17 protein-coding genes and 2 pseudogenes are annotated in these 16192 nt (G+C 37.0%); 12 read left to right on the top strand and 7 right to left on the bottom strand.

All coding sequences use genetic code 11. The features are described 5' to 3' along the window. Positions 1-9: 9 nt before the first annotated feature. Positions 10-243: a hypothetical protein gene (locus tag ABLC00_RS12210; protein WP_002049282.1), complete on the bottom strand. Its 234-nt coding sequence runs from the start codon at positions 241-243 to the stop codon at positions 10-12. A 360-nt stretch (positions 244-603) separates the two neighbouring features. Here ABLC00_RS12210 and ABLC00_RS12205 point away from each other — a divergent pair. Further along, positions 604-1026 (top strand): annotated as a pseudogene (locus ABLC00_RS12205) (DUF6670 family protein); the annotation flags it as partial. A gap of 88 nt (positions 1027-1114) precedes the next feature. On the opposite strand, the gene ABLC00_RS12200 reads toward ABLC00_RS12205, so the two are convergent. Further along, positions 1115-2002 carry a LysR family transcriptional regulator gene (locus ABLC00_RS12200; protein WP_006580578.1) on the bottom strand — a complete coding sequence of 296 codons (888 nt, stop codon included), beginning with the start codon at positions 2000-2002 and terminating at the stop codon, positions 1115-1117. A gap of 100 nt (positions 2003-2102) precedes the next feature. Between ABLC00_RS12200 and ABLC00_RS12195 the strand changes: the two are divergent. Together ABLC00_RS12195 and ABLC00_RS12190 are read left to right on the top strand one after the other, a co-directional pair. Further along, positions 2103-2291: pseudogene (locus ABLC00_RS12195) on the top strand (alpha/beta hydrolase); the annotation flags it as partial. A gap of 24 nt (positions 2292-2315) precedes the next feature. Then, complete coding sequence (locus ABLC00_RS12190; protein ID WP_017393539.1) at positions 2316-3230, top strand: alpha/beta hydrolase; 915 nt, start codon at positions 2316-2318, stop codon at positions 3228-3230. A gap of 75 nt (positions 3231-3305) precedes the next feature. Here ABLC00_RS12190 and ABLC00_RS12185 read toward each other — a convergent pair whose 3' ends face one another. Both ABLC00_RS12185 and ABLC00_RS12180 read right to left on the bottom strand, forming a co-directional pair. Next, the gene (locus ABLC00_RS12185) at positions 3306-3677 is read right to left on the bottom strand and encodes a nuclear transport factor 2 family protein (protein ID WP_016804738.1); all 372 of its coding nucleotides are present in this window, start codon (positions 3675-3677) and stop codon (positions 3306-3308) included. A 161-nt stretch (positions 3678-3838) separates the two neighbouring features. After that, complete coding sequence (locus tag ABLC00_RS12180) at positions 3839-4774, bottom strand: LysR family transcriptional regulator (RefSeq protein WP_004886364.1); 936 nt, start codon at positions 4772-4774, stop codon at positions 3839-3841. A gap of 106 nt (positions 4775-4880) precedes the next feature. Here ABLC00_RS12180 and ABLC00_RS12175 point away from each other — a divergent pair, with 106 nt between their 5' ends. Further along, entirely contained in the window at positions 4881-5630 is a 750-nt protein-coding gene (locus ABLC00_RS12175; protein ID WP_017393541.1) for a 3-oxoacyl-ACP reductase family protein, read from the top strand. Between the two features lie 92 nt (positions 5631-5722). On the opposite strand, the gene ABLC00_RS12170 is transcribed toward ABLC00_RS12175, so the two are convergent. Next, the gene (locus ABLC00_RS12170; RefSeq protein ID WP_032041467.1) at positions 5723-6613 is read right to left on the bottom strand and encodes an AraC family transcriptional regulator; all 891 of its coding nucleotides are present in this window, start codon (positions 6611-6613) and stop codon (positions 5723-5725) included. A gap of 198 nt (positions 6614-6811) precedes the next feature. Between ABLC00_RS12170 and ABLC00_RS12165 the strand changes: the two genes are divergently transcribed. The 6 genes from ABLC00_RS12165 (at position 6812) to ABLC00_RS12140 (ending at position 13004) form a co-directional block, all read left to right on the top strand. Beyond that, positions 6812-7504 (top strand): alpha/beta hydrolase, encoded by a 693-nt coding sequence (locus tag ABLC00_RS12165; protein WP_002049135.1) that lies wholly within the window; start codon positions 6812-6814, stop codon positions 7502-7504. A gap of 836 nt (positions 7505-8340) precedes the next feature. After that, positions 8341-8898 (top strand): TetR/AcrR family transcriptional regulator, encoded by a 558-nt coding sequence (locus tag ABLC00_RS12160; protein WP_017393543.1) that lies wholly within the window; start codon positions 8341-8343, stop codon positions 8896-8898. A gap of 319 nt (positions 8899-9217) precedes the next feature. Next, the gene (locus ABLC00_RS12155; RefSeq protein WP_017393544.1) at positions 9218-9826 is read left to right on the top strand and encodes a paraquat-inducible protein A; all 609 of its coding nucleotides are present in this window, start codon (positions 9218-9220) and stop codon (positions 9824-9826) included. Further along, positions 9823-10632 carry a paraquat-inducible protein A gene (locus ABLC00_RS12150; RefSeq protein ID WP_017393545.1) on the top strand — a complete coding sequence of 270 codons (810 nt, stop codon included), beginning with the start codon at positions 9823-9825 and terminating at the stop codon, positions 10630-10632. The genes ABLC00_RS12155 and ABLC00_RS12150 overlap by 4 nt, the downstream gene beginning before the upstream one ends. A gap of 7 nt (positions 10633-10639) precedes the next feature. Further along, positions 10640-12307, top strand: coding sequence for an intermembrane transport protein PqiB (locus ABLC00_RS12145; RefSeq protein WP_002049115.1), 1668 nt, complete (start codon positions 10640-10642; stop codon positions 12305-12307). Then, on the top strand, positions 12297-13004 hold the full coding sequence (locus tag ABLC00_RS12140) for a membrane integrity-associated transporter subunit PqiC (protein WP_004707996.1): 708 nt from the start codon (positions 12297-12299) through the stop codon (positions 13002-13004). The genes ABLC00_RS12145 and ABLC00_RS12140 overlap by 11 nt, the downstream gene beginning before the upstream one ends. 56 nt (positions 13005-13060) lie before the next feature. On the opposite strand, the gene uraH is transcribed toward ABLC00_RS12140, so the two are convergent. Together uraH and ABLC00_RS12130 are read right to left on the bottom strand one after the other, a co-directional pair. Continuing rightward, entirely contained in the window at positions 13061-13462 is a 402-nt protein-coding gene (uraH, locus tag ABLC00_RS12135; RefSeq protein WP_000167348.1) for a hydroxyisourate hydrolase, read from the bottom strand. Positions 13463-13475: 13 nt separating this feature from the next. Next, positions 13476-13964, bottom strand: a complete 489-nt coding sequence (locus ABLC00_RS12130; RefSeq protein ID WP_001033800.1) for a heme-binding protein — start codon at positions 13962-13964, stop codon at positions 13476-13478. 104 nt (positions 13965-14068) lie between these two features. Between ABLC00_RS12130 and ABLC00_RS12125 the strand changes: the two genes are divergently transcribed. Both ABLC00_RS12125 and ABLC00_RS12120 read left to right on the top strand, forming a co-directional pair. Further along, entirely contained in the window at positions 14069-14740 is a 672-nt protein-coding gene (locus ABLC00_RS12125) for a heavy metal response regulator transcription factor (protein ID WP_001221367.1), read from the top strand. Continuing rightward, positions 14737-16128: a heavy metal sensor histidine kinase gene (locus ABLC00_RS12120; protein ID WP_033846038.1), complete on the top strand. Its 1392-nt coding sequence runs from the start codon at positions 14737-14739 to the stop codon at positions 16126-16128. Before ABLC00_RS12125 ends, ABLC00_RS12120 begins: the two co-directional genes overlap by 4 nt. The last annotated feature ends 64 nt before the right edge of the window (positions 16129-16192 follow it).

The following is a 16192-nucleotide window of genomic DNA, read 5'->3' as shown; positions in this document are numbered from 1 at the left end:
TTTAAAAATTTACTCAAGCTCTAATTGGTCATCATCTTTAGTAATTTTAATCTTTATCTTTTTATATTTCCGTTTATTTGGATCGAGCGCCGAGTTCATTACTTCATCCGCAAAAGGTGGGCACTGCATCAGTTTGGCATAAGCTCTATAGCCGATGCGTATACGAGTAGGTGGGCAATCGGTTCTTTTTGAATAGTATTCAATGAGAGAGTTCAGTTCTTGTAATAAAGTTTGCTGGTCCATCATACATACTTAACAATTAGATAACTCAAGCATAATAGACTTAAGCGCTTAGTGGAATATGTATTTAAAATATCCAATTTGCTTAATTTGTGATCTAGTTCTCTAAAAACACTATTTTGTGTATCAAGTTTGTTTTTATATATAAGGTTGGTGTTTTTTTAACCGAATTGTCATAATGAAAAGCTAAGTTAAGCCTATAACAAGAAAAGATGAAGATTGTTGCGAACAATAAAAGCAAGAAGCAATTTTCAAGTAAAGCTGGTCTGTTGTAATTAAGCTAATTCGAAAGAATTGGCTTTTTTGTTTTAATACATTCTATTTAAAGAGTTTTTTTGGAAATATTATTTTTAATAAAAATTGCTAGTTGAGAATATACAAGTTCCCGTGAAAGTTTTTAGTTATCAAGTCATCAATATTGATCATGAACAGCAGTTATTGCTGGCTTTTATTTGCTATGAAGATCAGCCGATTATGACTTCTGTTTACTACCGCCATATAGATGGAACGTCAATTCAATACAACGGAGATATACTTTTTGAAGTAACCAGCCTTCAAGAAGAACCACTGATTACACCTGATAATTTTTCAATGAATGTACCAAATACTTTTCGCTGGGCTGCTTATCACAATAATCAAAAAGTTTTAGATATTTCAGCTCAAGTCGACACTCCATATTGTTTTGGATTGGCTGCTGGTTTTGTTTCTTCCTATGCGTGGCAAGGTGAATTCTATGATCAGCCATTAGTGGGAAGGGGGTATCTCGAATATATAGATCGCCGATAAATTTTATTATTTAAGAAAGTAAGGTGAACACTGCATAATTAAATGCAGTGTTGGTACTTCATGGGTATTTTAGATTTCAGAACTTTCTTTATATTTCACTCAACGTATCTTTAACAATTTTAAAGGCTGGAGACATTAACCGACGACTTGTATAGAACAAATAAAAAGGCGGTAAGGTGACTGCGTGTTGTTCCAATAAACTGACCAACTTTTTATCTTCTAAAGCTGGTTTAACTAAAAAATATGGCAAATAAGCTATAGCACAACCATCGAGTACAGCATCAAACATTTCATCTAAACTGGTCATAACCAGTTGAACAGGGCCTCTAAAAAATACACTTTTATTTTTATCTTTAAATTCCCACGCCATTAGAGAGTTATCGGTTAAAAGTCGTATATAGATGCCTTTGTGTTTTTTAAGGTCATCTATAGATTTCGGTGTTCCATACTTGTCTAAATATTCAGGTGAGGCAACTAAGCGAAAAGGAATTTCTTTACTAATCGGAACTGCAATTAAATCTTTTTCGACCAAGTTTCCGACACGTACTCCGGCGTCATATCCTTCTTTTGCTATATCAATTCGTCTGTTTTCAGAAGTCAGTTCCAAAGATATATCGGGATACTGTTTTACAAGCTTTTTAAGCTTTGGCCATAAATAATATTTAATGGTAAATGCATCGGCAGAAATACGTACATGACCACTGGGTAGGTCTTTCATAGAGCTGATTTGTTCTACGCCTAAGTCAATATTTTCAATGTTTTGACCGACGAGCTCAATAAGCCGCGAGCCTGCTTCTGTAAGGGTGAGGCTACGGGTAGAACGGTTTAATAATTTTATACCTAACTGTGCTTCAAGATTATTAATACTCTGGCTTACAGCAGACTGGGTAACGCCCATATATGCGGCGGCTTTTGTAAAATTTTTAGTTTTTACTACTTCAGAAAATGTTTTTAAATCATTCAGATTAATTTTCATGATTCATAAGTTTTGCTAATAGCTACGATCGAATTATAGCATCTAATCACGCTAATCATTGCTTGTTAATATGCCTTTAACAAAGTTCAACACAGATGAGTTGATTATTGCAGGTGATAAGGTCGGTGGGTTTGGTTCATATCGAGATAGTTTGGAAATTTATGGACGAGCACGTTCAGAAAATAAAGAGCTTGTGATTGTAGAAGGTTAGTCTCTCTACGACTTATATGAAAAACCTGAACCTGTCGCACAAGCAAAGATCATCCCATTTTTTCAAAAAAATATCTGAGTTAAGCTTATAAAGGAGCTAACAATGAATACTGTTAAATTTCAAAATTCGAATAGCCAAGATATTACCATGGCAGCAAATATTCACTATCCATCAAACTTTGATGAAACACAAAAGTATGCAGCTATTGTTGTGACTCATCCGGGCGGTGGAGTGAAAGAGCAGACCGCAGGCTTATATGCATCAAAACTAGCTGAACAAGGTTTTATTGCGATTGCATTTGATGCGTCTTATCAAGGTGAAAGTACAGGTTTATCTCGTCAGTTAGAAAACCCTTACATCCGTACCGAAGACATTAGTGCAGTGATTGATTATCTAACAACCTTGAACTATGTCGACCACAACCGTATTGGTGCAATGGGTATTTGTGCGGGCGGTGGTTATACCGCAAATGCAGCAATCAATGATCGCCGTATTAAAGCAGTAGGTACGGTAAGCGCCGTCAATATTGGTTCAATGTTTAGAAATGGTTGGGAAAACACGGTTAAAGATGCAGATGCCTTGCCATACATTCAAGCAGGTTCAGATGCACGCACAGCCGAGGCAACGAGTGGAAATATTGCAACCATTCCGCTTGCACCTTTAAAAGAAGAAGATGCACCGAATGAAGAGCTTCGTCAGGCATGGGAATACTATCATACGCCAAGAGCCGCTCACCCTAACTCACCGAGTTTTGCCACAGCGCGTAGCTTGACTCAGCTTATTACTTACGATGCGTACAATAAAGCCGAAGCTTTCTTAACTCAACCGTTGGTTGCGATTGCCGGAAGTGTGGCAGGAAGTAAGTGGATGAGTGAAGATTTAATTCAACGTGCTGCAAGTCAGGACAAAACCTTACATATTGTTGAAGGTGCAAACCATATGGAATTATATGATATTCCTCAATATGTAAATGAAGCGTCAAACGTACTTGCTGATTTCTTTAAAATGAAATTATAAGGCAATCAAAATGTAGAGAACAAAAGCCCTCTTAAGCAGGGCTTTTGTCTTATTTACTTTTGATGGGTTAAGTTTTTAAAAATATGCCGCAAAAGTTTGCGCGACAATTTTGCCATTGCGAACAATGATTGTATCGGTTGCTAATTTTGCATTTGGTGCGCGCCAACGAATATAAGCAACTTCACCACAAATGGTTTTTTCATCAATTTCAATATCTCGTGTACCTTCTGGGAAGTAATCACGATAAACTGAAATAAATGTCTCATGAATTTGAGAAGTTCCACGGACTATTTCTCCTGTTCCATTAATGATAATGGCATCAGCAGCATAATCTTGAAGAGTTAAATCTACATCACCTAATCGAAACGCAGTTAAGTGTCTTTCCAGAACATTTAGTGTCTCGATAGATTGTTGATTTTCTGTTTTTGGATTATTTAAACTCATCATTTTGATTACTCCTATATTGCTTAATTGACAATCGTAGATGACGATTTATGAAGTTATTATTGGTTTCTCTAAGCAATATTTGTAGATAGTGAAGAGTTGAAACATTTTCTACTATTCATTGAAAATCTATGAGTAAAAATGATTTTTAGTTGAAAGTGTTTTTACTTTCCAAGCTTATGAGCTGATAATTGCTCATTAATTTTTAGCTGTTCAAATTTCGATACGATAAAGTCAATAAAACAGCGTGTCTTGGCCGGCATATGCTTTTTACTTGAAAAATAAAGATTAGTTTCGCCTAGATCTGCATACCACTCGGGTAAGATCCGAATTAAAGTTCCATTTTCTATATAACTTTTAGCATGTGCAGTAGAGATTGCTGCAATTCCCATTCCTAAAACTGCACCTTGATGTAAAGCACTTGGATCATCCGCAATTAGTTTTTCATTAAGATTTAGATAAGCTTCCCCCTGATCGGGTCCTATAAATTTGTATTCATGCAGCTTACCAGTTTGGGGAGACCTCATTATGATTCCATCCCAGTTAGATATATCTTCTGGATGACTAGGTAAAATTTTATTTTTTAAAAAATTTGGTGAAGCGACAATAATCATGTGAAGAGGAGAGAGTGATCTTTTAATAATTCCCTGACCTAATTTAAATCCACTTCCGATCGCGGCATCAAAGTTATCAGTAATTAAGTTCACTTGTTTATTAGATAAATGCCATTCGAGCTTAATATCCGGATATTTATTCATAAAGTCTGGCATGAGTGGAAGTATATATTCGACACCAAAGCCCGCACTTAAGCTAATTTTTAAAGTTCCTTTAGGGTGACTTGAGTCTGTATTAAATTCTGAAATGGTGGTTTGAATATTATTTAAATTATCGCGGATGCTTGTAAAAAAATGCTCGCCAGCTTCGGTCAAGGTAAGATTTCTTGTACTTCTATGAAAGAGTCGCACTCCTAAATTTTGTTCGAGCTGTGCCACATTTCTAGAGACAGCAGCAGGAGTTAAGGCTAAATGTCGTGCGGCTGCTGAAAAACTACCATGTTCAGCACTTCTTATAAATGATTCCAGATTAGACAAGGTTTCCATATTTTATTTTCAATTTTTAATTGAAAATAATTATAGCAAACGCAGGCTACTTAACAATTAACCCCGATTTTATAGTTTAGATAGTTAAATAAACGGGTCATCTAAAATGTTAAATAAACTATCACTTACGGGAAAAGTTGCACTTGTAACTGGAGGGGCCAGAAGTATAGGTGCTGAAATTGTTAAAAAGTTAGCTTCTCACGGGGCTACAGTTGCATTTACTTATCATACCTCTCAAAAGCAAGCTGAAGAGCTAGTTAAAGAAATTGAATTTTATGGAGGTCATGGTTTAGCAGTACAAGCAGACGCCGGCAATCCTGAAATGGTTATTCAAGCTGTGGCTGAAGTTGCAAGAAGATTTAATCGGATTGACATATTGGTAAATAACGCAGGTATCAGTCATTTAGGCAGTTTAGAAGCTGTAACTATTGCTGACTTTGAAAGAATAATAGCCGTAAATGTTACAGGGGTGTTTTTGACGACTCGCGAGAGTTTAAAGCATATGAGAAAAGGCGGAAGAATCATAAATATCGGAAGTACCATGGTGAATTATTCAGGATTTAGTGGAGCATCAATTTATATTCTCACCAAAGGAGCTATTACTGGTTTTTCTAAGGGACTGGTGCGCGAACTTGGTTCTAAAGGCATAACAATTAACACGATTCATCCTGGCCCTATCAATAGTGATATGAACCCGTCAGACGGTCCAATAGCAAATTTACTGCTACCGAATATTGCTGTAGGGCGATATGGTGAAGGAATAGATATTGCAAATTCTGTTCTATTTTTAGCAAGCGAAGACGCCAGTTATATCAGCGGGGCAGAATTAAGCGTTGATGGTGGATTTATTGCCTAGTAGTTTTATAAATCAAAATTAACAATAAAATTTAATTGTTTATCCTTAGTTTTTAAGATTTTATTGTTTTAGGTTAGAAACTTTTCTTTCCATTATTTAGTTTTGGTTTCTGAAATCTCTCTAAATTTTCTTGGGCTATAACCAAATGTTTGAATAAAAGATCTGGTGAAAGCTGCGGGTGAAGAATAACCAACTAAATCAGAAATTTGTGAAATACTTTTATTCGTTTCAAGTAAATACTGATTAGCTAACTTCATTCGCCAATGCTTGAGATAATTAATCGGAGTAGTACCGACCAATTCTATGAAACTTTTTGAAAATTTTGATTTAGATTGATTAGTTTCTTTGGCAAGAGTTTCTACGGTCCACTCTTTAGCAGGGTTAGAATGCATTAAGAATAACGCCTTGCTAATAGTAGGATTCTGCAAAGCTGATATCCAACTTTTATGATTTAGTGTTTCTTTGTTTAGCCAGAATCTTATTGACCATACCAACAGCAAATCGATAACACTTGAAAGCATAACTTGACTACCTAAAGATGGCTGATCAAGTTCTAATTTTATTGCAGCTACTGTCATGGGTATCCATTCTGCAACTTTACCATTTTGGTGTGAGGGAACTAATATGTAATTGGGCAATCCTTCAGCAATTGTTTGACCATATACGCCGTCTAATTGAAAAACACATGTAATAACAACGGGTTCTACAGCTTTATCTTCTATAATTTCGATAGAATGCTTAAACCTCGATGGAATAACAATAACATCTCCCTCATGTACGGTTTCATTTAGTTTTTGTTCGTTACTTTTTATTTTAAAGCTACCACCTTGAAATATATGAATATACGAATAATTATTATCCAGAAAAACAATATTTTTATTTTTATAATTTTCAACTTGATAAATTTTTCCCGATATTTTTGCATTCTTATAAATATCAAAAAATATATCAGTTAATTTATTTACCTCATGCTCATTTTCCATCTCACTACATCTCATCAAAAAAAATGTTTCTGCAAAAAAATATGCTGTTTTGGTAATTGTGGAAAGTAGTTTTATAACAAATAATCATTTTACAAAGTTTTGTAGTTTGATATTTGATCAAATTATTAAACCATTATGTATGAATATTCTTAATTTAATTTATTAAATTCAATACTATAGTTTAAGGTGGAGTACGTTATGAGTAATAAACCAACAATTATATTAGTACATGGTTTTTGGGGAGGTGCAGCCCATTGGAGTAAAGTTATTATTGAACTTTCTCATAGAGGCTTTACCTCATTACAAGCAGTTGAATTGCCTTTAACCTCACTCGCTGATGATGTAGAACGGACTAAAAAAATGATAGCGCAGGTTGATGGAGATGTAATTTTAGTTGGGCACTCTTATGGAGGTGCGGTTATTACTGAAGCCGGTAATCTTCCAAACGTTATTGGTCTTGTCTATATTGCAGCATTTGCTCCTGATACAAATGAAAGCCCAGGTGAGATTACGCAAAAGCATCTGCCAGTAGCTGCACCTAATTTATCGCCAGATAGTGATGGTTATCTATGGCTTAAAGCAGATAAATTTCATGAAAGTTTCTGCCAAGATTTAACAGAAGATGAAGGGTTAGTTATGGGTATAACCCAAAAGGCTCCGTTAGCAAGTACCTTTGGTGACACGATTTCATCACCCGCTTGGAAAACTAAACCTTCTTGGTATCAGATTTCTACCCAAGATCGAATGATTAGTCCAGAAAATCAAGCATTTATGTCTTCTAGATTAAATGCAAAAAAAGTCATTTCTTTAGATGCGAGTCATGCTTCTTTAGCTTCCAAGCCAGTTGAAGTTGCGGATTTAATAGAGGAAGCTGTTTCTTTCTTTAATTAAAGTTATTTAACGAGTTAAACAAATTAAGAAGTTAAGAAAATAATAATTTTTTTAACTTCTATTTCATTATAGGTATGAATTCAACTTGTCTAGATGGCCTATGGCTGAATTGATGCCATAACATAGACCAGTTTTCACAAATCATTTCATAAAAATCGTCAATAGCAATGTGTCTTATTGCTAATGAAAATTTAATCATAATCTTTTTGAATTCACTCCTTATAAACACCACTTAACAATAACCAACTCATTATTTATCCTTACTTTTTAATGCTCTAATTTAAAGCATATGTCATTTCATATGCTTGACTGTAATAGGGTTGAGCACTATCCTTTGCCTGCTGGCCACATTGCCAGTCAGCTTTTGACAGAGCTGGTACAAAAGGCGCACAACAACGTATTATTTCGTTTTGTGCGTTCTCCTAAGTCACGCCTTTATGGTGAGGCTAGGAGGGGCACGCTTGCGTGCGCTGGTTTCCTTTTGTACCAGTCTGTCAACCCTTCTAGTCTTGCCACCATTATTTGACAGTAATCGGTAAGACTCTTTTAAATCAAAAGGAGTCCGCACATGCGTACTAATTCTTCTTTATTGGCTTTCGCCAAATTCTCTCTGCCCATACCGCTTAAAAAGTCTATAAAACGGTTCAATCGACTCTAGGTTTTCTACGCCTTAAAAAATCGTTACGACGCAAAATCATAGCAACAATAAACCTGAGATAGGCGAGCACACCATTATTGTGCGGCTTTTGCATGTCTGTATTTAGCACTCAATTTAAGAGTGACGGCATTTCTATCTCTTTTATATACAACAAAAAATTACTTTAATTGGTAAAACTATGCCACGTTATTTAGAAACGCCTTCCAAAAAATTACACATTATTCGAACGGCTATACGTCTATTTACAACCTATGGATTTCATACCGCAGGCGTAGACCTGATTGCCAAAGAGTCCAACATTCCGAAAGCTACGCTTTACAATTACTTTCGCTCAAAAGCAGGCCTCATTGAAATATGTCTTTTACTTCAAAAAGACACACTCATGGAAAAAGTAAGAGAGGTGATAGAAACAACCCAATATTCCACGTTAACCGATAAACTCAGACAAATTTATCTTTTACATGCCGACTTAAATAGCGCTTATTACCTACTGTTTAAAGCAATTTTTGAAACTAAATCACTTTATCCTTATGCTTACCAAAGTGCCGTGCGTTATAGGCGTTGGCTAAAAAATGAGATTTTCTGCCTCATGGTAGAAACTAAGAAAATGACTTCTTATGCAGAAGCAGAGATTTTGGTATTTATGATAGATGGGGCAATTTTAGGGCTTTTGACCTCAGACAGAGTTGAAGAACAAACCAAGTTGTTAGATTACTTTTTGGTGAGGGTTAATTAAATTTATTCATCTAAAGAATTACTATTTAGAATGAATAAACTTATTTTGTTATGCTGGGCGTAAAGTTGCACTGGAATGTTTTTGCGTTGAAGAGAGCGTAATTTTATTTAAGCTAAATATTCTTTTAGATTTAGTATCTTAAAAGCTCCTTGAAGAAAAGGAGCTTTTTAGTTCTTTTTGTTTTATTTAATAAAATAATTCATCCATATGGTCACTAATTTTTTCTTGAAGAAATGAGATTAGTTTGGCACATTGCTCATAAGTATTATTTTCGGCAAGCGTTATAGCACAGTAAAACGATAAACCTTAGAGTATAACTATGAAGCTTAAAGAATTAGCAGGTTGTGAGGAGTGCGATACCGTCTATCGTAGAGTCCCGCTTGCTTACGGAAAAAGAGCTTATTGTGTCTGCTGTGGTGCGGAACTTTATCGGCATACCAAACCGTTTACCACGTTGTTAGCTTTAATTTTAACGGCCTTAATTGTATTTGTGATTGCCAATAGCTTTCCGATTGTAAAAATTGAGTTGCAAGGCAATATATCCGAAACCACTTTACTTGGTGCCGTATGGGTGATGTTTCATTATGATCGGGCCTTCGTTGGTGTTCTCATTTTAATCACTACGTTTATAGTGCCGCTTTCATATTTATTATTAATGGCTTATGTCCTTGGTACGGTGAGTGTATTAAAAAGACGCCCCAAGTTTTTAGTCGGTGCCTTACGTACACTTTATTTTATGAGAGTATGGGGAATGGTTGAGGTGTTCCTAATTGGAATTTTGGTCACTCTCGTAAAGTTAATGGGTATGGTGCTGGTTATTCCCGAAATTGCCTTGTGGGCATTTGCGGTCTTAAGCCTATTAATGGTTTATATTACATCCATAAAAGTCAGTGACATATGGAACGAAATTGATAGGTCACAATTATGAAAACAATAAAAAATGTGACTACAGCGAAAACCGAAAATACCGATACTGTTCTAAAGCAATATCCAAGAGCCAAAGATCTTTCACTTATATTGTGTCACTGCTGCGGGTTATTAAACTCATCAAAAGTAGATAAAACGGTCGCTGGTAAAAAACATCAAGTTTTACGCTGTGTGAGATGTCACAGTGTGCTGCACCAACGTAAACCGGGAAGTTTAAACCGTACCTTTGCTTTAGTGGTTGCTGCAACTATTCTTTATATACCGGCAAATGTGCTACCCATGACGGTGACTGACTCTCTTTTAGGAAGTCAGCAAGATACCATTATGAGTGGCGTGATTTACTTTTGGCAAAATGGAGACTATTTGGTGTCGGTGGTCATTTTTATGGCCAGTATTTTTATTCCGATGCTTAAGCTATTTATTTTGTATTTCCTGTTATTGGTTGTATATATACAGTCATCGGCAGCTTGGAAATTTGCGCCTGAGCAATGTATTAAACTTTATCGAATTGTAGAATTTGTCGGGCGTTGGTCTATGATTGACGTGTTTGTGGTCGCTTTATTGACTGCTCTCATTCAAATTCAATCGCTTGCCACTATTTTAGCAGGGCCGGGTTCTATCGCCTTTGGTGCAGTTGTGGTTTTGACCATGTTTGCATCTTTAAGTTTTGACCCACGTATTATTTGGGATAATTTTTATGCATCTCAAAATACAAATAAACCCAATCAGTTTTCCTCGGAAAAAACCACAATTATTCAGGCAGAGCACTCGTCCTTGAATAATGATTCCATTAATCCCAGTCAATAAAAGAAAAATGAGTATGTCTGAAAACAAAACAACCAGCGGTACCTCAGATCATCATGAGACAGATGTTGAACTGGAAAACATGAATGATTTACCAGAACCTCAAGAAAAGAAAAATCGGTGGAAACCTTTACTCATCTGGATTGTCCCACTGGTTGCACTTTTAATTGCACTTTCACTCGCGGTGAAAGCGTTACTGTCTAATGGGCCCACGATTGAAGTGTCTTTTCGTACAGCCGAAGGTTTAGTCGCAGGTAAAACAACTGTTCGCTATAAGCAAGTGGATATTGGGGTGGTACGGCAGATTGCTCTTGCAGAAGATCGTTCGCGCGTTATTGCACGTATTGATTTGCGTAAAGATGCAAGCAACTTTGCTGCCCAAGATTCACGGTTTTGGGTAGTGCGACCACGCATTGGGACGAGTGGAGTTTCAGGCATAGATACTTTATTGTCGGGTTCATATATTGAAGTGGATGGCGGGAAATCGCCCGAGAAAAAACTTGAATTTACGGGGTTAGAAATACCACCCGTTATTACCTCAGATGTACCGGGCAAAGTATTTTTCCTAAAAGCCGATGATTTAGGATCTTTAGATATCGGTTCACCGATTTATTATCGTCGAATTAACGTTGGACAAATTACCGCCTATAACTTAGCCGATGACGGTAAAAGCGTAGAGCTTCAGACTTTTATTCGTGCGCCGTATGATAAGTTTGTAACAACAGACGCTCGTTTTTGGCAGGCAAGTGGTATAGACGTCACCTTAAATGCTTCAGGCTTTAATTTAGATACTCAGTCGCTTGCAAGTATTGTCGCTGGGGGTATTGCGTTTGGTTTCCCTGAAAACTCAAATGCAACTGTAGCAGCCAATAAGAGTCACTTTAATCTTTGGGACTCAAAAGCTGAGGCATTAAAAGAACCAGATGGACAACCACGTGGTGTGATTATGTACTTCGATCATTCATTACGCGGGTTAGCAGTTGGTGCACCAATCGACTTCATGGGTATTGAAATTGGTAGTGTTAAATCAATTAATGCAGAGTTTTATAACAACTATAAACAGATTCGTATGCGTGTTGAGGCGGTAATTTATCCGTCACGCGTTGAAAATGGCTTGGCACTCAATCCAAATAGTGAAATTTTCAAAGATTTTGTTGAGCATGGATGGCGTGCACAAATGAGAACGGGCAATCTCTTAACAGGCCAAAACTATATTGCGTTAGACAAGTTCCCTAAAGCTAAACCGGCAACTTTACAAACGCTAAATGATGGTCGTGTAGTGATTCCAACCACTGCAACAGAGCTAAGTGGTTTGCAGGCGCAGGTTTCTCAAATTGCTGACAAGTTAACCAAATTCCCGTTAGTAGAAATTGGGCAGGATGTTCGTAAAACGCTTAAGAACATGAATACAGCTATTGAGTCTACTGACAAGCTGGTTAAACAGTTAGACGGTAAAGTCGCACCTGGTTTACAGGCAACCTTAGACGATGTTCGTAAAACTGTAAGATCGTCCGAGTCTATCTTGTCGAGTGATGCGCCGTTACAACAAGACGTACGTAAAGCACTGCAACAGATGACTCGTGCGGCTGCTTCTTTACAGCTCATGTCAGATTATATTGAGCAACATCCTGAATCTATTATTCGTGGTAAGAGACCAGAGGCCAACGATGAAAAATAAAAAGAACCAATCATTTCAACACTCTCAAGTAGCCAAATGGCTGCTTGGGAGTGGGGTACTTTTAACAGCGGTTGCTATGACAGCCTGTTCTAGTTCGCCAACGCCAAACTACTATACGATTAGCCCTAAAGTAACTCCGGCAGTTAACTCAAGTATTCGAGTTATTGAAGTTCTACCGGTTGGTCTTCCAGACCGTTTAGATCGTGCACCACTGGTGCTACAAGACAGTAATGGCAAGTCAACAGTATTGGATAATGAGCGTTGGACTTCGACTATGAGTACGCAATTACGTGATACCTTGTCGGCGGGTTTACAGCAAAAGTTAGGCGCTATTGATAGCTATAGCAGTGGGCTTGCTGGAAATAATCAACCTTTATACCGAGTTTCTACAGACTTTTCTCATTTCGATATTGTAGATAACAGCAATATCAATGTTGCGGTGTCTTGGGTGGTGAAGCGTCAAATACCGCCTACTCAATTAGAATCATCTAATCCAAAAGTCATCACGAATGCGGGTTCGCAGCTCAATTGTCGAATTGCTTTTAAACAGCCGATTGATCAAAAAGCTAAAAAACTTGAAGCAATTGTTAGTGCTTCAAGTGAGGCAATGAGCCAAATTATTAATACGGTTTCTTCTTCTATTTTGGCGCTAGATTCAAATAAAAAAGTAGTCGTCAACAATGGTATTTGTTCGTAGCAAGGTGTTTTAACAAAACCCTTTATCTGCCTAAAACAGATAAAGGGTTTTTTATTTTAGTTGCCTCTATAGGTTGAGTAACCGTAAGGGCTGAGCAGTAACGGAATATGGTAGTGATTTACACTGCCGTCCACTTTAAAAATCACGGGTACTTCGCTAAAGAACGTTTGCTGTTTGTTCTTTTTAAACCATTCTTCAGTTTTAAACGTAACTTTATAAACACCTTGTTCTAGTTTTTTATTTTCCGGATAGAGCGCAGTTATACGGCCATTTGAGTCTGTCACTTGTTGGTTGAGTTTCACCCACTGGTTATTGGTGTTTTTCTCCAAAACCACTTCAACCTGAGAAGAGGGTAAACCTGTCTCTAGGTTTAACACATGCACACTAAGCGGATTGGTTTGTGCAAATGTAGCTGAGGCTATAAATAAAGAAGATAAAGCAATAAATGATTTAGTCATGTGATGTAGCTCCTTATGAGTTAAAAACGGTTTCAATGGCTTTGCTTGCACACTGATTGTCATTTTGCGCGCCGCCAGCACCCGCAACCCCAATCGCGCCGATCACTTGGTTCTCAAAACGGACAGGTATGCCACCGCCTAACAAAAGTAAATTTGCTACGGTGGTTAAATTTTTTGCATCGGGGTTTTGGTTACTGTTTTGGCTTAAAACTAAGGTCGATGTTTTGGTCGATAACGCGGTATATGCTTTTTTCTCGGCAGCCATTAAATTATGCGGGCCTACCAACTCATGCCGCTCGGCAGTTAAAGTATTACCGCCACGATCTACCACAACGACCGCAATATTTTGATTTAGTTGTTTACATGCCTGTTTAGCACTGTCAGCTAGCAGATGGGCGGTTTTAAGATCTAACGAATAAACTTGATTCAAAGCAGGGGGCTGTGCAAAAGTACTATTTGCAAATAGCACTGTTGTGAGTAGCAGCCAGTTTATTTTGTTCATAATGATTGCCTCTATGTCGCTTTGAAAATCTTAAACAAATTGCCTAATTTCAAGCATGACAATCACATTACAAAGTTGTCATTTTTCTAATGAGTCTCTACAAAATGCGTATTCTTATTATTGAAGACGAGATCAAAATCGCCACTTATTTGGTCAAAGGGTTAAAAGAATCCGGATACCAAGCCGAGTGCGTACATTTAGGGCTTCAAGGTTTGGAAATGCTAAAAAGAGATCAATATGACTTGCTTATTCTTGATGTGATGTTGCCGGACATAGAGGGTTGGAGCGTACTACAGGTACTACGCCAGTTTTCAAAAATTCCGGTGATTTTCTTAACGGCAAAAGATCAGGTCATGGATAGAGTGAAAGGGTTAGAGTTAGGTGCAGATGACTACTTGGCTAAACCCTTTTCCTATATTGAACTCTTGGCACGCATTAAAAGTTTGTTAAGACGACAGCAGTATTTGCAAGAAAATGAGTTGTCTATAAGTGATCTAAAAATGGATTTGGTGGGGCATAAAGTATGGCGTAATGGCAACTTAATCGAACTGAGTAAAACCGAATTTAACTTATTACGTTATTTATTGGTCAATAAAGAACAAATCGTGACGCGTAGACAAATCGGTTCTGAGGTTTGGAATATTAACTTTGACACCGATACTAACTTTATTGACGTTGCAGTACGCCGTTTAAGAAGCAAAATTGATGAAGGATATGAACCAAAACTTATTCATACCATCCGTGGCTTGGGCTATAAAATTTCGGTTAGCTTATGAACTTTAAATTTCTGCGTTCGCTTGAAGTCCGTATTACCATACTGGTCACGCTTTGTTCGGCTCTCATTTTATGTTCAGTCGGCTTTATGACCTATTTAGGCATTAACCAAATTTTATTAAAGCAGCAAGATAAAGCTTTAGTAGACCGAATTAATCGTTTGGAAATTTTGCTACAAGACAGTGAAAATGTTGAGCAAATTATTGCGCGTCCTAAGCTGTATCAAAACATGCTTGGCAACCAAGACAACTTATTTTTACTCATTCATAAAGACAAAGCTTTAATTAATATCAATCCACTCCATATTCAGCTACCTCAGCTTGCAGAGCGAACAAATCTTCAATTTCAGGACTTGGCTAACAACTCATATCCAACGCGAATTGCGTGGAAAACCATCACTATTAATCAGGAACCTTATCTGCTTATTGCAGGTAAACAGTGGTCTGAGCGCATCAATATACTTTTACCATTTCAAAAGAATCTTTTGATGTATGTGGTAGGAGGAGTTCTTGCAATTTTTGCTCTTTGTATTTTGGTATGTCATTTAGGGTTGCGTTCGCTACAACGGCTTCGCAAGCAAACTCACTCAATTAACGTAAATCAGCTACAAAAACGTTTAAATCTATCAAATACATCTTTAGAAGTTGAGCTGCTTTCTAAAGATATAAACCATATGCTTGAACGTATTGAAAAGGGCTATACGCAGCTCAATCGTTTTTCTGAAGATATCGCACATGAGTTCCGTACGCCGTTAAATAACTTGATAGGGCAAACCGAGATTGCTTTAACAGATGAGCGTTCAGTAGAGCAATATCAAGATTTGTTAGTGTCTCATTTAGAGGATTATCACAAATTAAAACGTATGATTGATAGCATGTTGTTCTTGGCAAGAGCCGATCAAAAAATGGTACTTGTTAACAAACAGCAAATCAATATTCAAGAAGTTTTAGATGGGCTATGCCAGATTTTTGAATATCAGTTTGAGGAACAAGACTGCCACATTAGTTTTAATCTAGAAGTTCCAATGTTATTTGCAGATCCAGAGTTATTTCAACGAGCGGTTTACAACCTTGTTTTAAATGCGCTGGTTCATGGGGGCTGTAACAGAACTATCTTGGTTACAAGTAAATATAAGACACTTGATCACAAGAATATGGTGAGCCTAAGTGTGATAACCAGTGGTATTTCAATCGCTGAACATCAACTTGAACATCTTTTTGAAAGATTCTACCAATGTCATTCAAGCCGAACTGATGAGAGTCAGACAGGAGGTTTAGGTCTATCTATTGTGGCTTCTATTATGGATTTACATCATGGCTCATACCGTGCTTATAACACGGCTGTAGGAGTATGTTTTGAGCTTGATTTCCCAATTGCAGTTACTCCATAGAAATAAAATTAACTACCTATTAATGTTGCTTAATTCTAAATTTCACACTTTGTTCACAACCCTC

The sequence above is a fragment of the Acinetobacter nosocomialis genome (assembly GCF_041021905.1).
In the GTDB taxonomy this organism is placed as follows: Bacteria; Pseudomonadota; Gammaproteobacteria; order Pseudomonadales; family Moraxellaceae; genus Acinetobacter; species Acinetobacter nosocomialis.
This window is presented reverse-complemented; position numbering and strand designations above follow the sequence as displayed.

What these genes read in the sequence shown, in the direction of transcription:
- ABLC00_RS12170 (WP_032041467.1), bottom strand. Translation starts at nt 6,613, where the DNA reads ATGGAAAATGAGCATGAGGTAAATAAATTAACTGATATATTTTTTGAT.
- ABLC00_RS12120 (WP_033846038.1), top strand. Translation starts at nt 14,737, where the DNA reads ATGAACTTTAAATTTCTGCGTTCGCTTGAAGTCCGTATTACCATACTG.
- ABLC00_RS12165 (WP_002049135.1), top strand. Translation starts at nt 6,812, where the DNA reads ATGAGTAATAAACCAACAATTATATTAGTACATGGTTTTTGGGGAGGT.
- ABLC00_RS12125 (WP_001221367.1), top strand. Translation starts at nt 14,069, where the DNA reads ATGCGTATTCTTATTATTGAAGACGAGATCAAAATCGCCACTTATTTG.
- ABLC00_RS12150 (WP_017393545.1), top strand. Translation starts at nt 9,823, where the DNA reads ATGAAAACAATAAAAAATGTGACTACAGCGAAAACCGAAAATACCGAT.
- ABLC00_RS12210 (WP_002049282.1), bottom strand. Translation starts at nt 243, where the DNA reads ATGGACCAGCAAACTTTATTACAAGAACTGAACTCTCTCATTGAATAC.
- ABLC00_RS12180 (WP_004886364.1), bottom strand. Translation starts at nt 4,774, where the DNA reads ATGGAAACCTTGTCTAATCTGGAATCATTTATAAGAAGTGCTGAACAT.
- ABLC00_RS12155 (WP_017393544.1), top strand. Translation starts at nt 9,218, where the DNA reads ATGAAGCTTAAAGAATTAGCAGGTTGTGAGGAGTGCGATACCGTCTAT.
- uraH (WP_000167348.1), bottom strand. Translation starts at nt 13,462, where the DNA reads ATGACTAAATCATTTATTGCTTTATCTTCTTTATTTATAGCCTCAGCT.
- ABLC00_RS12190 (WP_017393539.1), top strand. Translation starts at nt 2,316, where the DNA reads ATGAATACTGTTAAATTTCAAAATTCGAATAGCCAAGATATTACCATG.
- ABLC00_RS12130 (WP_001033800.1), bottom strand. Translation starts at nt 13,964, where the DNA reads ATGAACAAAATAAACTGGCTGCTACTCACAACAGTGCTATTTGCAAAT.
- ABLC00_RS12160 (WP_017393543.1), top strand. Translation starts at nt 8,341, where the DNA reads ATGCCACGTTATTTAGAAACGCCTTCCAAAAAATTACACATTATTCGA.
- ABLC00_RS12200 (WP_006580578.1), bottom strand. Translation starts at nt 2,002, where the DNA reads ATGAAAATTAATCTGAATGATTTAAAAACATTTTCTGAAGTAGTAAAA.
- ABLC00_RS12140 (WP_004707996.1), top strand. Translation starts at nt 12,297, where the DNA reads ATGAAAAATAAAAAGAACCAATCATTTCAACACTCTCAAGTAGCCAAA.
- ABLC00_RS12145 (WP_002049115.1), top strand. Translation starts at nt 10,640, where the DNA reads ATGAGTATGTCTGAAAACAAAACAACCAGCGGTACCTCAGATCATCAT.
- ABLC00_RS12175 (WP_017393541.1), top strand. Translation starts at nt 4,881, where the DNA reads ATGTTAAATAAACTATCACTTACGGGAAAAGTTGCACTTGTAACTGGA.
- ABLC00_RS12185 (WP_016804738.1), bottom strand. Translation starts at nt 3,677, where the DNA reads ATGATGAGTTTAAATAATCCAAAAACAGAAAATCAACAATCTATCGAG.